Annotated in this window: 18 protein-coding genes; 10 read left to right on the top strand and 8 right to left on the bottom strand. The window is 74.9% G+C overall.

What is annotated here, in order from left to right; all coding sequences use genetic code 11:
* The first annotated feature begins 63 nt into the window (after window positions 1–63).
* Window positions 64–504, top strand: coding sequence for a VOC family protein (locus KPF22_RS26870; protein ID WP_062399945.1), 441 nt, complete (start codon window positions 64–66; stop codon window positions 502–504).
* 55 nt (window positions 505–559) lie between these two features.
* Here the strand turns inward: KPF22_RS26870 and KPF22_RS26865 are convergent, their stop codons facing one another.
* Entirely contained in the window at window positions 560–1747 is a 1188-nt protein-coding gene (locus tag KPF22_RS26865) for a class I SAM-dependent methyltransferase (RefSeq protein WP_224403651.1), read from the bottom strand.
* Window positions 1748–1861: 114 nt separating this feature from the next.
* Between KPF22_RS26865 and KPF22_RS26860 the strand changes: the two genes are divergently transcribed.
* From KPF22_RS26860 to KPF22_RS26845, 4 genes are all read left to right on the top strand, one after another.
* On the top strand, window positions 1862–3103 hold the full coding sequence (locus KPF22_RS26860; protein WP_224403650.1) for an MFS transporter: 1242 nt from the start codon (window positions 1862–1864) through the stop codon (window positions 3101–3103).
* A gap of 280 nt (window positions 3104–3383) precedes the next feature.
* The gene (locus KPF22_RS26855; RefSeq protein WP_224403649.1) at window positions 3384–5033 is read left to right on the top strand and encodes a family 16 glycosylhydrolase; all 1650 of its coding nucleotides are present in this window, start codon (window positions 3384–3386) and stop codon (window positions 5031–5033) included.
* A gap of 38 nt (window positions 5034–5071) precedes the next feature.
* Window positions 5072–5401 carry a hypothetical protein gene (locus tag KPF22_RS26850; RefSeq protein WP_208822132.1) on the top strand — a complete coding sequence of 110 codons (330 nt, stop codon included), beginning with the start codon at window positions 5072–5074 and terminating at the stop codon, window positions 5399–5401.
* Complete coding sequence (locus KPF22_RS26845) at window positions 5395–6255, top strand: HTTM domain-containing protein (RefSeq protein WP_224403648.1); 861 nt, start codon at window positions 5395–5397, stop codon at window positions 6253–6255. The genes KPF22_RS26850 and KPF22_RS26845 overlap by 7 nt, the downstream gene beginning before the upstream one ends.
* Here the strand turns inward: KPF22_RS26845 and KPF22_RS26840 are convergent.
* Window positions 6242–6598, bottom strand: a complete 357-nt coding sequence (locus KPF22_RS26840; RefSeq protein WP_224403647.1) for a tetratricopeptide repeat protein — start codon at window positions 6596–6598, stop codon at window positions 6242–6244. The genes KPF22_RS26845 and KPF22_RS26840 overlap by 14 nt on opposite strands.
* A gap of 74 nt (window positions 6599–6672) precedes the next feature.
* Window positions 6673–7500, bottom strand: a complete 828-nt coding sequence (locus KPF22_RS26835) for an NmrA family NAD(P)-binding protein (protein WP_224403646.1) — start codon at window positions 7498–7500, stop codon at window positions 6673–6675.
* 94 nt (window positions 7501–7594) lie between these two features.
* On the opposite strand from KPF22_RS26835, the gene KPF22_RS26830 reads away from it, so the two are divergent.
* Window positions 7595–7972: a helix-turn-helix domain-containing protein gene (locus KPF22_RS26830; protein WP_224403645.1), complete on the top strand. Its 378-nt coding sequence runs from the start codon at window positions 7595–7597 to the stop codon at window positions 7970–7972.
* A 10-nt stretch (window positions 7973–7982) separates the two neighbouring features.
* Here the strand turns inward: KPF22_RS26830 and KPF22_RS26825 are convergent, their stop codons facing one another.
* A complete protein-coding gene (locus KPF22_RS26825; RefSeq protein ID WP_224403644.1) occupies window positions 7983–9470 on the bottom strand; it encodes a SulP family inorganic anion transporter in 1488 nt (495 codons plus the stop codon).
* Between the two features lie 207 nt (window positions 9471–9677).
* Between KPF22_RS26825 and KPF22_RS26820 the strand changes: the two genes are divergently transcribed.
* Window positions 9678–11063, top strand: a complete 1386-nt coding sequence (locus tag KPF22_RS26820; RefSeq protein WP_224403643.1) for a glycosyltransferase family 2 protein — start codon at window positions 9678–9680, stop codon at window positions 11061–11063.
* Between the two features lie 4 nt (window positions 11064–11067).
* On the opposite strand, the gene KPF22_RS26815 is transcribed toward KPF22_RS26820, so the two are convergent.
* Together KPF22_RS26815 and KPF22_RS26810 are read right to left on the bottom strand one after the other, a co-directional pair.
* Window positions 11068–12213, bottom strand: coding sequence for an acyl-CoA dehydrogenase family protein (locus KPF22_RS26815; RefSeq protein ID WP_224403642.1), 1146 nt, complete (start codon window positions 12211–12213; stop codon window positions 11068–11070).
* The gene (locus tag KPF22_RS26810) at window positions 12213–12938 is read right to left on the bottom strand and encodes a GntR family transcriptional regulator (protein WP_208822141.1); all 726 of its coding nucleotides are present in this window, start codon (window positions 12936–12938) and stop codon (window positions 12213–12215) included. Before KPF22_RS26810 ends, KPF22_RS26815 begins: the two co-directional genes overlap by 1 nt.
* 59 nt (window positions 12939–12997) lie before the next feature.
* Between KPF22_RS26810 and KPF22_RS26805 the strand changes: the two genes are divergently transcribed.
* Both KPF22_RS26805 and KPF22_RS26800 read left to right on the top strand, forming a co-directional pair.
* Window positions 12998–14536, top strand: a complete 1539-nt coding sequence (locus tag KPF22_RS26805; protein WP_224403641.1) for a long-chain-fatty-acid--CoA ligase — start codon at window positions 12998–13000, stop codon at window positions 14534–14536.
* 49 nt (window positions 14537–14585) lie between these two features.
* Window positions 14586–15002, top strand: a complete 417-nt coding sequence (locus tag KPF22_RS26800) for a hypothetical protein (RefSeq protein WP_224403640.1) — start codon at window positions 14586–14588, stop codon at window positions 15000–15002.
* On the opposite strand, the gene KPF22_RS26795 is transcribed toward KPF22_RS26800, so the two are convergent.
* Entirely contained in the window at window positions 14987–15274 is a 288-nt protein-coding gene (locus tag KPF22_RS26795) for a DUF1540 domain-containing protein (protein WP_062399966.1), read from the bottom strand. The genes KPF22_RS26800 and KPF22_RS26795 overlap by 16 nt on opposite strands.
* Window positions 15275–15602: 328 nt before the next feature.
* Here KPF22_RS26795 and KPF22_RS26790 point away from each other — a divergent pair, with 328 nt between their 5' ends.
* Window positions 15603–16409 carry an SGNH/GDSL hydrolase family protein gene (locus tag KPF22_RS26790; RefSeq protein ID WP_224403639.1) on the top strand — a complete coding sequence of 269 codons (807 nt, stop codon included), beginning with the start codon at window positions 15603–15605 and terminating at the stop codon, window positions 16407–16409.
* 10 nt (window positions 16410–16419) lie between these two features.
* Here the strand turns inward: KPF22_RS26790 and bla are convergent, their stop codons facing one another.
* Complete coding sequence (gene bla, locus KPF22_RS26785) at window positions 16420–17334, bottom strand: class A beta-lactamase (protein ID WP_224403638.1); 915 nt, start codon at window positions 17332–17334, stop codon at window positions 16420–16422.
* Window positions 17335–17387 lie beyond the last annotated feature (53 nt).

Here is a 17387-nt window from a genome sequence, read left to right as displayed (position 1 = left end):
CTGCTCCGCGACGAGAGGGAGGACCGGCCGCCCCGCGGGCGGCCGGCGACGAGAAGGACGCCCATGGGCTCGGCCATCGAACGACCGGCGGTCACCGGCTTCCACCACGTGTCGGCGGCCGTGACCGACGTGGAGTCCAGTGCGCTCTGGTACCAGCGCGTCCTCGGGCTGCAACGGCTGCCGATGACCTTCCCGCACCACGACGCCGCCGACGGCTCGTCGGAGAAGGCGGCGCTGCTCCTCGACGTCGTGACCGGAGTGATGATCGAGCTGCACGCCCCGGCCGACGGCGACGGGGGCGGCCCCCGCGGCGCGCTCGACCACCTGGCGTTCGGCGTCGCCGACCGCGCGACCCTCGACGCCTGGGCCGCCTGGCTGGACAGCCTCACGGTGCCGCACGGCGGCGTCGTCGACCGGACCGACCCGACCGGCTACGCGACGCTGGAGTTCCGTGACCCGGACGGCATCGCGCTGGAGTTCATCCACTTCCCCGGCCGCGGCTAGGCGACCGGCGGGCCCGGTCCGGCACGCCGGCCGAGGTGCTCCGGCGGGGCTTCGCCTAGCGGGGGTCCACGCAGACCAGGCCCCACGGGCGGTCGTCGACCCGGGTCATCACCACGGTGGCGTGCCGCGACCCGCGGCCGCGCAGCTTCCGGGCGATCGCCTCGACGTCACCGGCCAGGCCGCGGCGCCGCACGTCGACCGCGCCGACGTCGAGCTCGCGCAGCAGCCGGGGCAGCCGCTTCTGGTCCCACGGACGGGAGTCGAGCACCCGCAGCGGCCGCGCGAACGGCGTGGCCGGGGGCTCGTCGTCGCCGGTGAGGAAGGCGATCCGCGGGTCGATCCGGGCGGTGCCGGTGGCCCGGGCCAGCGCGGAGACCAGTCCGGCCCGGGTGACGGCCGGGTTCGGGTCGAGCAGCCAGGCGCCCGGTTCGCCGACCGCGATCCCGGTGTCCCCGTCCGGCGGGTCCGGCTCACCGTGCAGGTCGTGCACGCCGTCGTCGTCGACGACGGTGGCGCGCGTGCGGGCGCCGGCCAGCGCGGGGGACCAGGCGCAGGCCTCCTTCAGCTCGCGCCCGAGCGCGAGGAACTCGATCTCCCAGTCCGGCGGGACGGTGTCGTGGTCGATCCCCGGTGCCGCCTTGATCCCGACCGCGCCGGCCCGCCGCTCCAGCTCCAGGCACCAGTCCAGCGGCGGTTCGGACTCACCGGTCCGCATCCGGCCGCCGCCGGTGCGCCGGGCCGGATCGATGAACACGCCGTCGGTGCCGGACAGGTCGGCGTCGCGCACGTCGCACCGCACCGTCCGGGCCGAGCCGCCGTGCACGGCCGCGTTGCGGTCGGCCATCCACAGATGCACCGGATCCAGGTCGACGCCGGTGACGTCGTGGCCCGCCGCGACCAGCGAGACCAGGTCGCCGCCGATCCCGCAGCACAGGTCGACGACCGCGCGCCCGGCGAAGCGGGCGGCCCGGTGTCGCGCGATCACCTCCGACGACGCCTGCTCCAGCCCGTCGCGCGTGAACCACATCCGCGCGGCCCGTGCGAACTTGCGGGCGGCCCGGTCCCGCAGCCCGGCCTGCGCCATCGCGTCGGCGACCAGCCCGGCGTCGTGCTCACGGCGCAGCGCGGTCCCCAGCCGGAGCGCGGCGTCACCGTCCCGGTCGGCGACGGCGAGCCGGTCCAGCAGCGCCGTCCCCTCCGGCCCGGCGAGCCGCTCCAGCCGGGCGATCGGATCGTCGTCCACGACGACAGTGTCCACGGCGCCGTCCCCGGCACCGTCGTGTGCCCGCCCCGGCGTCGGCCGCCGCGGACCGGCGGGCGTACGGTCGTCGGCCGGGACGTCGGAGCGGAGGAGCACGTGGTCGAGCACGACGGCCGCGACCCCGCCGTACCCGGTGCACCGGTGCCCGAGCCCCCCTCGGTGCGGGGTGCGACGGCGCTGCCCCGCGAGATCGGCGTGCTGGTCGGGTCGGCGTTCGCGATCGCCATCGGGTTCGGGCTGGTCGCGCCGGTGCTGCCGGCGTTCGCGCGCTCGTTCGACGTCGGGGTGACCGCGGCCGCCGCCGTGATCAGCGTGTTCGCCTTCTCACGGCTGGTGTTCGCCCCGCTCTCCGGCACGGTCGTCGGCCGGTTCGGGGAGCTGCGGGTGTTCGTCGCCGGGCTCGCCGTCGTCGCCGTGACGACGGCCGGTCTGGCCTTCGCCACGGCGTACTGGCAGCTGATCGCGTTGCGCCTGGTCGCGGGCGTCGGCTCGACGATGTTCACGATCTCGGCGGTGTCGCTGCTCGTGCGGCTGTCCCCGCCGCACCTGCGGGGCCGCGCGACGAGCCTGTGGGCGACCGGGTTCCTGCTCGGCAACATCGCCGGGCCGCTGCTCGGCGGCACCCTCGCCGCGATCGACGTACGGGCCCCGTTCCTGGTCTACGCCGCGCTGCTGGTGCTGGTGATCGTCGTGGGCGGCCCGCTGCTGCGCCGGCCGGAGGGTCCGGTCGACGAGGCGCCCCCGCCGCGCATCCGGTTCCGCGACGCCGTGCGCCACCGTGCCTACCGGGCGTCGCTGGCGGGGAACTTCGCGAACGGCTGGGCGGTGTTCGGCGTCCGCATCGCGCTGGTCCCGCTGGTGGTGGTCGAGGCCCTGGGGCGCGAGGACGCGTTCGGCGGCATCGCGCTGTCGGTGTTCGCGGCCGGGAACGCGGCGACCCTGCTGCTGGCCGGACGTCTCGCCGACCGCTCCGGTCGCAGGTCCCCGCTGATCGCCGGCCTCGCGGTGTCGGGTGCGTCGACGGCCGTCCTCGGCTGGGTGCTCGACCCCTGGATGTTCCTCGCGCTCTCGCTCGTCGCGGGGCTCGGCAGCGGACTGGTGAACCCGCCGCTCAACGCGGCCGTCGCCGACGTCATCGGGGAGCGCGCCCGGGGCGGCTCGGTGCTGGCGGGCTTCCAGATGGCGGCCGACCTCGGTGCGATCGCCGGGCCGCTGGTGGCCGGTGCGCTCGCCGAGGTCTGGGGGTACGGGCCGGCGTTCGCCGTGACCGGGGTGCTGTCACTGGTCGCGGCGCTCGTCTGGTGGCGGGCGCCGGAGACCCTTCCGTCCCGGTCCTGACCTGGGGCGTTGCCCGCCGGGGTGACATGAGGGCCGGTCGCTCCGTCCCGCTGGTCCCGATCGTCCCCCGGTTCCCACCCGTCACGCCGGGCCGCCGGTTCGGGTGACCTCCTCCGGAGTGACCTCACCCCACCGACGGGTGGCGGGTGTGGCTGGTGTGCACAGGGTGCTTCTAGCGTCGTGGATATCGGACAAGCCGGACACGGATGGGGACGGGAACGAAGCCATGAGGCGCGGACTGGCACGACGTACGGTGATGAGCGCGGCGGCGGTGGTGACGGTGAGTGCTGTCATGTTCACCGGAGGGGTCCTGGCTCTCACCGACGGTGCGGCCGTGTCCGCGGCCGCGACACCCACGGTGCCCGGGGCCGTCGCGCAGGCCGCGGCCCCGGAGGCGCCGAGCGTGCTCGCCGGGCCGGCGACCACCCCGTCGGGCGCCGCGGCGTTCCCGATCGACTCCGCTCTGCGGTCGTCCTCGGAGGCCGCCGGGGGCTCCGGTGCCGCCGCGGCCGCCCGGCCCGCGGAGGCGGGGACGGACGCCGTCCGCGGGGCCGAGGGCTCCGGTGACGCCGGACCGGCCCGCCCGGCCGCCACCGGGTCGTCCGGTTCCGCGGGCCCGGTCTCGCCGTCCGCGCCCGAGCCCGCCGACGCCGCGGAGCCTGCCGACGTCGCGAAGCCTGCCGACGTCGTGAAGCCTGCCGACGCCGCGAAGCCTGCCGACGTCGCGAAGCCTGCCGACGTCGCGAAGCCTGCGGACACCGCGAAGCCTGCGGACACCGCAAAGCCTGCCGACGCGCCCGCCGACGTGCCGTCCGGCCCCGCGGACGGACCCACGACACCGGTCGCCCCCGCCGAGAAGCCCGCCGGCCCCGCAGCCGACCCGGCGCCGCCCGTGGACGAGCCCGGCGGTCCCGCGGAGAAGCCCGCCGATCCCGCAGGAGGCCCCGCCGTTCCCGCGGACGAGCCCGCTGCTCCCGCGGGGACACCGGGTGGGCCTGCCGAGAAGCCGGCGGATACTGGGGAGACCCCGGCCGTCCCGGCGCCCGCACCCGCCGACGCCGGGACGGAGCCCGCCGCCCCCGGGAAGCCCACCGACCCGGAGGAGAAACCCGTCGCCCCCGCGGACGAGCCCGTCGAGACGCCGACCGACCCCGCGGCCGCGCCCGCCGCGCCCGCCGACCCCTCGGCCCGACCGGCCGACCAGAGCACGCCCCGCCCCGGCGCCACCAGCGCGGCCGAGCGCTACGGCTGGGGAGCGCCGCTGCCGGCGTCGGACGAGTTCGACTACACCGGACCGCCCGACCCGGCGAAGTGGAACCAGGCGGGCGAGTGCTGGCCCGGTCACGCGGGCAACGGCGGCCGCTGCGCCAGCCGGTCCACGGTGAAGGACGGCAAGCTGGTCCAGACCGGGTTGCGCAACGGCGACTCGGCGTGGATCTCGTCGAAGTTCAACCAGCAGTACGGCCGCTGGGAGGCCCGCGTCCGCTCCGAGGCCACCGGCCCGGACAACGGCAGGCAGTACCACCCGCTGCTGATCATCTGGCCGCAGTCGGACCGCTGGCCCCAGGACGGCGAGTACGACTTCCTCGAGAACGGCGCGCCCGGCGAGCAGTGCGCGGAGGCGTTCATCCACTACCCGCACGGCCGCGGCGCGGTCCAGCAGGAGTACGCCAAGGAGAAGAACTGCGGCGCACCGCTGAGCGAGTGGCACAACGTCGCCATCGAGTGGACGCCCGACCACGTGAAGGGCTTCATCGACGGCAAGGAGTGGTTCTCCTTCTCCGGCGGTGCCCGGCCCGGCCGCAAGAACATCCAGGACATGCCCAGCGGGCACCTGACGATCCAGCTCGACAACTTCTTCGGCGGCAACATGCAGCCGGCGACGTACGAGGTGGACTGGGTCCGGATCTACTCCCTCGACGGGAAGTGACCGGCTAACGCCGGACCGTTGCGGGGCGATGAGTGGACGTGCCGCTTCTCACACGCAGGACCGCGGGGTGGCTGCTCGCGGGCGTCGTGGCCCTGGAGGTCGTGATCCCCGCGGTCGGCCTGGCCACCACCGAGCCGCCGCGCCGCTACTCCTGGAGCATGTTCGTCGCGTCGTCGACGGAGTACGCCTACACCGGACGGACCGCCGACGGCGCGTCCCGCGCCCTCGACACCGGGGCCCTGCCGTGGCCGCAGCGGACCGTCCACTACGGAGCCACGGTCCCGGGGCTGCTGTGCGCGGCGACCCCGGACCTCGTCTCGGTGTCCCGGACCCGGGACGGCGCCCCGGAGTGGGAGCAGCCGTGCTGAGGCTCCCCGACACGCTCCCCGCCCGCCCGCTGGCCGGGTACCGGATCCTGGTCGGGCTCGTCGCCGGGCTGAAGGCCGTCGAGCTCGGCGCGAGCCCGCTGCTCGGGACCCGGGCCGGGCCGCTGTTCGGGGTCGGCCCGATGCTGCCCGCCCCGGTCTGGCTCGCGCTCGGCGCGGTGATGGGTCTGGCGGCGCTGGCCGTCGTCGTGGGGTGGAACGCGCGGGCGGCGGCCCTGCTGGTCGGGCTGTGCACCGCCGGCTTCGTCTGGGGTGCGGGCTACTACTCCAACCACACCTACCTGCTGTTCACCGCGGCGGTGCTGCTGTCGTTCTCCGACTGCGACGCCGCCTGGTCGCTCCGGTCACGGCGCGGTCACGGCGCCGACCGGGTGTGGGCGGCGCCCGTGCTGGTGCTGCGGGCGCAGATCACGATCGTCTACTTCTACGCCGCGATCTCGAAGATCCGTCCGGACTTCCTGTCCGGCAACGGTCGGGCGTCCTGGACGTGGGACTCGGTGCTGGTCCCGGCGGCGATGCTGACGCCGGTGTACCTGGTACCGATGGCGTTCGGCGCGGTGCTCACCGAGCTGTTCGTCGCGTTCGGGCTGTGGTCGTCGCGGCTGCGGCCGGTCGCCGTCGTCGCCGGGACCGGGCTGCACCTCGGCATGATCGCGATGCTCTCCGACGGGCTGCACGCCGCGGTCGAGCTCGGGCTGTTCGCCACCCTCACCTGCGGTGGCTACCTGCTGTTCGCGGACCGGGTCCCGGCCGTCGGCGGGCTCCCCGGCGCGGTGGTGGTACCCCGGCAGCGCCGGTCGGAACCGGCGCTGCCGGGCACGGTCACCCGGCGCTGACGCCCATCGCCTCGGCCAGCCGCAGGTGCGGCGCGGCCTCGTCGTGGCGCGAACGGCGCTGCAGGGTGCGCCCGAGGAGCAGGTGGGCGTACCCGTCGGCCGGCTCGCGGCGCACCAGCTCGCGGAGCTCGGTCTCGGCCCGGCCGAGCTGCGCGGAGTGGTAGTACGCGCGGGCCAGCAGCAGCCGGACCGCGGCGGCCTCGGGCTGCTCGGCGACGAGCTCGGCGAGCACCGTCGCGGCCCCCGCGGGGTCGCCGGAGTCGAACAGGTACCCGGCGTGCTCCCACCGGTCGGCAGGCCCTGCTTCCGTCCCGGTCATCCAGGACAGCGCGTCGATCCTCATCGGTGCGGCCTCCTTCCGGCCCGTTCGGTTGATACGTCAACCACAACCGCGACGCCGGGCGTTCTGTTCCCGGCTCAGGCCAGGGCGGCGCGGACCAGCTCGGGCATCCCGGTCGCCGGTCGGCCGAGCAGCGTCGCGAGATCCTCCGACGGCTCGGCGAACATCCCCGACGAGACGAACTCGCCGATGAAGGCCGGCGCCGGGCCCTGGTCGAGCGGTACCCGGCGGTGCGACACCGGCCGGCCGGACTCCGCGGCGGTCGTCGCGGCCAGCTCGTCGTAGGTCCAGAGCGGTCCGCGCAGCTCGTAGGCGCGCCCGGCGTGCTCCTGCGGCCCCCCGGCCACGACGACGGCGGCGGCCCGCGCGAGGTCCGCGATCGTGGCGGTGTTGAGCGCCCGGCCGCCGTCCGCGGCGACCGTCTCCCCGGCCTCCAGCGCGGTGGCGACCACGCCCGGGTTGACGAACATGTCCGAGTAGAAGGTGTTGCGCAGCGGCGTCGCCGGCAGTCCGGAGTCGCGCAGCAGTTCCTCGGTGACGGTGTGGTCGGCGAGGAACGCGGGCGCGCCGGGCCGGTCCGCGCCGATCGCGCTGGTGTAGACGACGTGGCCGACGCCCGCGTCGGCCGCGGCGCGGACCACGTTGCGGTGCTGGCGCTCGCGCACCCCGGGGGTCACGTCGGAGCCGGACACGAACAGCAGCCCGTCGGCGCCGGTGAACGCCGCCTTCAGCGAGGCCGGGTCCTCGTAGTCGCCGACGTGCACCCGGACCCCGGCCGCGGCCAGGTCGGCCACCTTCTCCGCGGACCGGGCGAGGACGCCCACCTGCTCCGCCGGCACGGTCTCCAGCAGCGCCCGCACGGCCGCGCCGCCCAGCTTCCCGCTCGCCCCGGTCACGATGATCATCGTTGTCTCCCATCTCGTCGTGGACGGTGCCGACACTGCCGGATAGACTTACGTTCGGTAAGTACGTACCTTCCGGTAAGTAGGTGGGTGGACGGTGAGCACGCAGGTGGAGCGGCCCACGGGCCTGTTCTCGGGTGACGCGTTCGACAGCAGCTGCCCCTCGCGGGCGGTCCTCGACCACGTGACGTCGAAGTGGGCGGTCCTCGTGCTCGTCGTCCTGTCCCGCGAGGACCACCGGTTCTCCGCGCTCCGGCGCGCCGTCGGCGGGATCAGCGAGAAGATGCTGGCCCAGACCCTGCGCACCCTGGAGGGCGACGGCTTCGTGCACCGCGAGGTCGCCGCGACCACCCCGCCGCAGGTCAGCTACGGCCTCACCGAGCTCGGCCACGGCGTGACCGGCCACCTCGCCGGCCTCGTCGGCTGGATCGAGGACCGGATCCCCGAGGTGCTGGCGGCGCGCGAGCGGGCCTAGGTCCCGGTGATCAGTGCCCGCCGCCCAGGTGCCCGGCGAGCCGCTCGTGGCGGTCGCGGCTGTCGTCGTTCATCCCGGTGACGACGAGCGTGCGGCCGGACCGCGCGTAGCGGCGCCGCAGGTCGTCGAGGACGGCGACGGTCGAGGCGTCCCACACGTGTGCGCCGGACAGGTCGACGGTCACCTCGTCGGGGTCCCCGTCGGGGGCGAACGCCGTGCTCAGCTCGCTGCTGGAGGCGAAGAACAGCTGGCCGGTGACGCGGTAGACGACCGCCCCGCCGCCGTCGACGGTGCGGTCCACCCCGACCAGCCGTGACACCCGGTTCGCGAACAGCACCGAGGCGACGAGCACGCCGGCGCCCACGCCGAAGGCGAGGTTGTGGGTGCCGACGGTGACCACGACGGTCGTCAGCATCACCGCCGTCTCGCTGCGCGGCATCCGGCGCAGCGTCGCCGGACGGATGCTGTGCCAGTCGAACGTCCCGACCGACACCATGACCATCACCGCGACCAGGGCGGCCATCGGGATCAGTGCGACGACGTCGCCGAGTGCGACCACGAGGACCAGCAGGAACACCCCCGCCAGGAACGTGGACAGCCGCGTCCTGGCCCCGGACGCCTTCACGTTGATCATCGTCTGGCCGATCATCGCGCAGCCGCCCATGCCGCCGGTGAAGCCGGTGACGATGTTCGCGACGCCCTGGCCCCACGACTCGCGGGTCTTGTCCGAGCCGGTCTGCGTGATGTCGTCGACCAGGCGTGCGGTCATCAGCGACTCGATCAGTCCGACCAGCGCGACGCCGAGCGCGTAGGGCGCGACGATCCGCAGCGTCTCCCACGTCAGCGGCACCGCGGGGAGGTGCGGGAGCGGCACCGTGTCCGGCAGCGCGCCCTGGTCGCCGACGGTCGGCACGGCGACCGCGGCCGTCACCGTGACCACGGTCAGCCCGACGATGGCGACCAGCGGTGCCGGGACGACGCGGGTCAGCCGCGGCAGCCCGACGATGACCACCAGGCCGACGGCGACCAGCGGGTAGACCGCCCAGGGCACGCCGACCAGCTGGGGCACCTGCGAGGTGAAGATCAGGATCGCGAGTGCGTTGACGAAGCCGACCATCACGCTGCGTGGCAGGAAGCGCATCAGCCGCGCGACGCCCGCGGCGGCCAGTGCGATCTGCAGCACCCCGCCCAGCACGACCGCGGCGAACAGGTACTCGACGCCGTACTCCCGCGACAGCGGGGCCACGACCAGCGCGATCGCACCGGTGGCGGCCGAGATCATCGCCGGTCGCCCGCCGCAGACCGCGATGACCACGGCCATGGTGAACGAGGCGTACAGGCCGACCCGGGGGTCCACCCCGGCGATGATCGAGAACGCGATGGCCTCGGGGATCAGGGCGAGCGCGACGACGAGTCCGGCGAGCACCTCGGTGCGCACCAGGCGGGGTGTCCAGCGCGCACGCAGCGTGGCGAGGTCGGGCAGGGCGGAGCGGGGCACGATACGACGGTCGCTTTCACGTCGGGGGAGGGGCGGAGCCGCGGGCCACGGCGGCGGGAGCGCGCGAACGGCCCGACCGTACTCTCACGCGAGGGGAGGGTCTGCGGTGCGGTGCCCGGATCCCGTCCGGGGTGGCGCGCCCCACACCCCGTTGTCCCACAGGCCGATCTCAGCGTCGTCACAGCGACGGTGAGCACGATGGGGTCCATGGCCATGACTCCCGACGTACCGACCTGGGTGGGTGAGCTCGACCGGCTCGCCCCGGCCCGCGACCTCGAGGTCGACCGGCGGTTCGCCGCCGCCCGGCTGCTGGTCACCGTCGGTGGCACCCCGCAGGGTCAGGTCACCGTGCCGCTGCGCGCCGGGCGCGCGACCGCCGCGGAGCTCTCGCTCGCCGTCGCCGCGCTGCCCGCGGCCGGCACCGTCGCCGTCGCGCCGTCCGCGGCCGACCCGGTCACCGTGGTCGTCGCGACCCGCAACCGGCCCGAGTCGCTGGCCCGCTGCCTGCGCGCGGTCCTCGCCTCCGACCACCCGGCACTGTCGGTCGTCGTCGTCGACAACGACCCGGACGACGAGCGGACCGAGCTGGCCGTGCGGGCCGCGGGTTCCGACCGCGTCCGCTACGTCCGCGAGCCGCGGCGCGGTGCGTCCATCGGGCGCAACCGGGGTCTCGCCGAGGCCCGCACCGAGATCGTCGCCTTCACCGACGACGACACCGAGGTCGACCCCGCCTGGGCCTCGCGCATCGCCGGCGCCTTCGCCGCGGACCCCGAGCTCGCCTGCGTCTCCGGCCCGGTACTGGCCGCCCGCCTGGGCAGCCCCGAGGAGCGCGCCGCCGACGTCGCCCTGGCCTGGAACAAGGGCTTCACCCCACGCCGGTTCACCCTCGCCGAGCCCCCCGCGGACTCCCCGATCTTCCCGTTCGCACCCGGCCTGTTCGGCATCGGCGCCAACCTCGCCGTGCGGGCCGGGGCCGCCCGCGCCGTCGGCGGCTTCGACGAGGCCATGGGCCCGGGCACCCCCACCCACGGCGGCGAGGACTGCGAGTTCCTGGTCCGCATGATCCTGGCCGGCAACGTCCTCGGCTACGCCCCGGGCGCCTACCTGTGGCACCACCACCGCCCCGACCAGGCCGCGCTGAACACCCAGCTCGAGGGCTACGCCGTCGGGCTGGGCAGCTTCCTGGCCAAGGTGGCGCTGTCGCCGCAGGGCCGGTCGGTCGCGCTGCGCCGGCTCCCGGCGGCGGTCGCCCGGCTGCGCCACATCTCCGACCGCGAGGCAGGCGCCGGCGACGCGATGCCCGACAGCGGGCTGCTGGAGCGCGGCGGCCGGATCGCCCGCGGCGGCTGGGCCTACGTGCAGCGGTCCCGCGAGGTGCGGCGCAACGGTGGCGCGGTGCCGCCGATGCTGCTGCCCGCGCGCTCGGCGCTCGTCCCGGCGCACATCCGCCGCGCCGCCGAGGCCGCGCGGGTCCGGACCGGGGCCGGCACCCACGTCGGCCCGACGGCCGTCCCGGCTCCGCGTCCCGACCGGAAGGCCGGGGCCGGCGACGACCGCGGGGCCGCGGAGCTCGCCCGGAACTCCGCGGCCTGAGCCGCTACAGCCCGTAGGACTTCCCGATGATGTCGCGCTGGATCTCACTGGTCCCGCCGTACACCGTCGAGACGACGCTCTGGCGGAGCAGCCGCTCCATGCCGTACTCGGTGGCGTAGCCGTAGCCACCGAGCATCTGCATCCCCTCCAGGGACAGGTGCTTGGCGAGTTCGGTGGCCTTCAGCTTGGCCATCGACGCCTCGCGCGGGAACAGCGCACCCGCGGGGGCCTCGTCGATCACCCGCGCGGTGTCGTGCACCAGCAGGCGGGTGGCCGCCAGCTCGGTGGCGTTGTCGGCGATGCGGTGGCGCATCGCCTGGAAGCTCCCGACGGGGCGGCCGAACTGCTTGCGCTCCTTGACATAGGCGACGGTGTCGTCGAAGGCGCGCCGCGCCAGTCCGAGCATGAGCCCGGCCAGGATCATCCGCTCCAGGTTCAGTCCGGCCATGAGCTGGCGCCAGCCCTGGCCCTCGACGCCGACGACGGCGTCGGCGGGCAGCTCGCACCCGTCGAAGTAGAGGTCGTTGACCTCCTTGCCGCCCATCGTCTCGATGCCGTGGATCGACAGGCCCGCCGCGTCGGCGGGCACGACGAACATGGTCAGGCCGTCGTGCTTGCCGCCCTCGGTGGAGGTGCGGGCGACCAGCAGGATGTGCGACGCGATGTGCGCGTTCGAGCACCAGGTCTTCTGGCCGTCGATCCGCCAGCCGGTCTCCGTCTTCGTGGCCTTGCACTTCAGTCCGCCGACGTCGGACCCGGCCTCCGGCTCGGACATCGAGATCGACAGCACGTCGCCGCGGCACATTCCGCCCAGCAGCTCCTGCTTCTGGGCCTCGGTGCCGAACTTCTCGATCGCCGCGGCGGTGATGGTGGTCGTGCCGAATCCGGCGATCGGGGCCTGGCCGTACGCGGACTCCTCCAGGAAGACCAGCAGGTCACGCATGCCCTGGCCGGCGCCGCCGTACTCCTCGGGCGTGGCGATGCCGAGCCAGCCGAGGTCGGCCATCTTGCGATAGATCTCGTCGGAGTGGGCGTGCCGCCCGCCGCCGGTCAGCTCGTCGCGGCGCTCCTTGCTGCCGATCTCGCGACGGCAGAAGTCGCCGATCGCCTTCGCCAGGTCGGTCTGGTCCTCGGTCAGGGTGACGGGCATCAGGGGTCTCCTCGGTCGTCGGACCACATTCCGGTGCGGTCCAGGTGGGTGAGCAGCAGGTCCCGGCCGTCGAGCACGTGGCGGCGCATCGCCGCCCGCGCGGCGTCGGGGTCGGCGGCGCCGAGCGCGTCGAGCAGGACGACGTGGGCGTCGACCGCGCCGGCCCGCCACTCGGGCGAGCCGGTGTAGAAGTGCGCCGGCAGGTAGTGCGACGAGCGCCCCACCAGCCAGGCGAGCTTGCGTGAGCCGGCCAGCCGGTTGACCTCGGCGTGCAGCCGGTGCTCGGCGGACACGAGCGGGTCCAGCTCGGCCGGGTCGTGGGTCTCGGGGGTGCGCTCGCACAGTGCGGCGATCCGGTCGGCGAGCTCGCGCAGCGGTGCGAGGTCGGCGGGGGACAGTCGCTGCGCCGCGCGCGCGGCCAGCGTCCCGGTCAGGTCGGCCTGCACCTCGAACAGGTCCGCGACGTCGTCACGGGTCAGCTCGGCGACGACGAACCCGCGCCGCGGCACCGCGTGGACCATGTCCTCGGCGCGCAGCGACTGCAGGGCCTCGCGGACCGGGGTGTGGCTGACGCCCAGGTCCGCGGCGATCCGGTCCATCCGCAGGAAGGTGCCCGGGCGCAGCTCACCGGAGAGGATGCGGTCCCGCAGGACGAGCGCGATGCGGTCGGGCAGCTGCGGGGCGCGGCCCGGGGAGAGCTCGCGCACGAAGTCGGCCGTCGACACGACAACTATCATATACGATTTCGCCGAACCTGCGTCGCCGACGACCGAGGGAGAAGAACGTGCCGGGTCAGAGCCCTGCCGAGGATTTCCGGCTGACCGACATCCTCGCCGATCCCGACCGCGCCGACCTCGTCGCGCTGTCGTCCGACGGCGCGACGACCACCTACGGCGAGCTCGAACAGCGCGCCGGGCGCACCGCGGCGGCCCTGCGCGACCTCGGCCTCGGGGCCGGGGACCGCGTCGTGTGGATCGGGAAGAACCGGCCGGAGTTCCTGGAGCTGCTCTTCGCCGCGCCGCGGATCGGCGCGGTGTCTGTCCCGCTCAACACCCGGCTCACCGAGGCCGACCTGCTGGCGCTCGTCGCCGACGCCCGGGCCGGCCTCGTCGTGCTGGGGCCGGACTTCGCGGGGCTGCGCGGTGCGATCGAGGGGCGCCGGGTCGTCGTCGTGGGGGAGGACCACGCGGACTGGCGTGACGCGGCCGCCGACGTGCTGCCGCCGTCGTCGCCGGCCGGGTCCACCCCGGACGACACCGTGCTGCAGCTCTACACCTCCGGCACCACGGGGCTGCCCAAGGGCGTGCTGCTCGCGCACCGGCAGTTCTCGGCGCTGCTGCTCGCCGCCGGGCACTGGTCGATCGACCCCACCTCGACCGCGCTGGTCGCGATGCCGCTGTTCCACATCGGCGGCGTCGGCTACGCCCTGGTCTGCCTGGCCGCCGGGGCGCGGTGCGTGCTCGTCGCCGACATCGTCCCCGGGCCGCTGCTCGACACGATGTCCGACGAGCGCGTCACGAACGCCTTCCTCGTACCGGCGGTGCTGCAGATGCTCTCCGCGGTGCCCGGTGCCGCCGACCGTGACTGGTCCGCGCTGCGGTCGATCGCCTACGGCGCCTCGCCGATCACCGTCGGCGCGCTGCGGGCGGTCGTCGAGACCTTCCGGGCGCCGCTGTTCCAGGTCTACGGCGCGACCGAGACCACCGGAGCGATCACCCAGCTCGACCCGGCCGACCACGACCCGGACGGCCCCAGGGCGCACCTCATGCGCTCGGCCGGACGGGCGTACCCGTGGGTGCGGCTGACGATCGTGGACCCGGCGACCGGCCGGGAGCTGCCGTCCGGCGAGGTGGGGGAGGTCCGGATCCGGTCCGACCAGGTCACCGCCGGCTACTGGAACCGGCCCGAGGACACCGCGGCCGCGCTCGGCGACGACGCCACGCTGCGCACCGGCGACGGCGGCTACCTCGACGCCGAGGGCTACCTGTTCCTCACCGACCGGATCAAGGACATGATCGTGACCGGCGCGGAGAACGTGTATCCGATCGAGGTGGAGAGCGTGCTGTCCGAGCACCCGGACGTCGCCGACGTCGCGGTGATCGGGGTCCCCGACGAGCGCTGGGGCGAGGCGGTGAAGGCCGTCGTCGTGCCGCGGCCGGGGGTGACGATCGATCCGGACGCCCTCATCGAGTGGGTCCGGCCGCGGATCGCGGGCTTCAAGCGGCCCCGCTCGGTCGACGTCGTGGAGGCCCTCCCGCGCAACCCGAGCGGCAAGATCCTCAAGCGCGAGCTGCGTGAGACCTACCGGAGGGCCTTCACCTGACCGCCATCGTCGGTTAGCCTCGCCTCAGTACCGGTGAGGGAGGGCTTCCATGTCTCTGCGTCTGCCGACCGGCAGCATCACGGTGCTGCTCGGGCCGTCGGTGCAGCGCCGCCGCATGATGAACCGGCTGGACGACGCGAGTGGCCGGTGCGCCGACGGGCACGATGCCGTGGTCCGCAGGCTGGGGGCCCGCGCGACCGAGTCGGCGGCGGATCGGCTGGCCATCGTCGACGCGGCCCGCCAGGGCCCCACCGCGATGGTCCTCGCCGACCGCCTGACCGACGGTCTCGACGCACAGGACCGCAGTGCGGTGCTGTCCGCGCTGCGGGCGGTCGCTGCGGACGGGGTCGCCGTCCTCGTCGACGACATCGACCCCGTGGCGGCCCTCGCCGTCGCCGACGGCGCGTTGCGCGTCGACGAGCGTGGCGAGGTCCGGGTGGAGGAGCTGGCCTACTTGGCCTCGTAGGTGAGGCAGTCGGCGGCGTCTGCACCCGCGCCGATGTTCACCGACGACGCCGTGCACTCGAGCTTCTCGTTGAACCTGCAGTCCGAACGGTGGCAGGCGCCGACGAGGCCGTTACCGCTGCCGCCGCGGAACGAGATCTCGACGAAGGTGCCGCAGTGGGCGTGCTCACCGGAGATCGTGATCGCCCCCGCGCCGCAGCTGGAGTCGGAGTTGTAGGAGCAGCTGGTGGCGGAGCACTGCTGAACCTGGGGCATGTCCTGGGCCGTGGTCATGACGCTCAGGTTGTCGGGGTCGTGCGGTGCGCGCCAGGCAACAGAGGCTCGCCTGACCGGCGGTGCGGGCCACCTCATTTGCGCCCTCCACCTGGGCGATCGGTCCGGCAAACCCGACGCCCGTGTGGCGTGAATCACATTGCGTGTCCGCCGGACGGGTGATCTGCGGCGGTCACGGAGGTGACCGGCCGGCGACGACACCCGTCCGTGCGGTCGCCCGGTCCCGTCCGGTGCGACGACGGTGCCGGAGCCGTGCGTGGCCGCCGACCCGCGGTGGGCGATGATCCCCCCGCCGGACCCGGTGGACCGGGCCGGAGAGGGAGGCGACGTGGACGAGGACCTGATGGGCCGGCTCATCCGGTTCGCCGACCTGACCGCCTGGCCGGCGTTCGCGGCGTTCGGGGTGCAGGAGGAGTCGATCGACCGGCTGCTCGCGACGACCGCGGGCCTGGACCCGTCGGCCGTCGCCGGGGTACGGGCCGGGCTCGCCGGACGGGTCCGCGCCGCGGCGCGGGCGCTGCGGAACGAGCCGCCGGTCGCGGACGGCCTGCACCGGATGGCGCTGCGTCCGGGCGAGCGGATCGTGGTCGTCGGCGACTCCCTGTCCGCCGACCGGCTGAGCTGGGCGCGGCTGTTCGCCGAGCTGGTCCCGATAGTCGAACCGGAGGCCTCGGTCGAGGTACTCGCGCTGTCCGGGCGGACCAGCTCGGAGGCACTCGCACTGGGCCCGGTCCTGGTCTCCCGGGTGCCGACCCGGGTGCTGGTCATGCTCGGCACCAACGACATCCGCCGGGAGGGCGCGACCACCGGGATCCGGATGGTGTCGATCAGCGAGACGGCCCGGAACCTGCGGGCGTTGCGCCTGCTGCTGGAGACCGAGAGCGGCGCCCGGGTGCGGTTCGTCGTCCCGCCGCCGGTCGATCCCGGACGGGTGGCCGCCACCCGCGAGCTCACCGGCGAGTGGTGGGACCCGGCCGACGTCCCCGGGCTCGTCGCGACGGTCCGGGAGGTCGACCCGGACGCGGTCGACCTGTCCCGGATGCCGATCCGGCCCGACTTCTGGGAGGACGACGGCCTGCACCCCAGCCCGATCGGGCAGGTCGCGATCCTGCGGGCGGTGCTGGCCCGGATCTGACCCGGCACGCTCAGCCGCGCAGCGCGGCGATCGCCGCCCGGGCCGCGGCGGCGACCGCGGCCTCCCCGCGCGCCCTGTCGGCCGGGTCGGCCGGCACGGTGAAGACCGTCAGGACCAGCGGTGCGCCGTCCGGCGGGTAGAGCACCCCGGAGTCGTTGCGCTCCCCGAGCGGCCCGGAGCCGGTCTTGTCGGCGACGGCCCAGCCGGCCGGGACCGCCGCGCGGATCTGCCGGTCGCCGGTGGTGTTCGCCCGCAGCCAGCCGGTCAGCCGGTCGCGCTGCGCGGGCGGCAGGGCGTCGCCGAGGACCAGGGTGCGCAGCGTGACGGCCAGTGCGGCCGGGGTCGCGGTGTCGCGCTCGCCGTCGCGGTCGTTCAGCGCGGTCTCGGACCGGTCGGAGCGGGTGACGGTGTCCCCGGTCGTGCGCAGCCACGCGGTCAGCTCGGCGGGGGACCCGACCTCACGCAGCAGCAGGTTGTGCGCGGTGTTGTCCGAGACGGTGACGGCGGCCTCGCACAGCCGGCCCACCGTCATCCCCGTCGCCAGGTTCCGGGTGGTGACGGGCGCGTACTCCAGCAGGTCGGCGCGTCCGTAGCGGACCGGGCGGTCGAGCAGGCCGGGCTCGGACAGCGAGCGGTGCAGCACGAAACCGGCCATCAGCGCCTTGACCACCGAGCACATCAGGAAGCGGTCGCCGTCGCGGTGCCCGGCCGCCGCGCCGGTACCGGTGTCGAGCACGTGCACCCCGATCGTGCGGGCGTACTCGCGTTCGACGTCGGCCAGCGCGGGGATCGGCGCGCTCCCGGCGCCCGGGCCCGCCGGGGCGGGCGCCGCGGGTGCGGCCGGTGCCGCCGGTGCGCAACCGGTCAGCGCGGCGCCGCCCAGTGCGGCACCGGCCAGGAGCAGGGAGCGGCGGGTGATCGTCATGGTCGCACCGTGTCGCATCCGCACCGATAGCGCGAATACGATCGTGCTTCGCG

Source organism: Pseudonocardia sp. ICBG1034, assembly GCF_020131375.1.
Classification (GTDB): Bacteria; Actinomycetota; Actinomycetes; order Mycobacteriales; family Pseudonocardiaceae; genus Pseudonocardia; species Pseudonocardia alni.
Note: the sequence above shows the minus strand (reverse complement) of the source record. Positions and strands in the feature narration are given on the sequence as shown.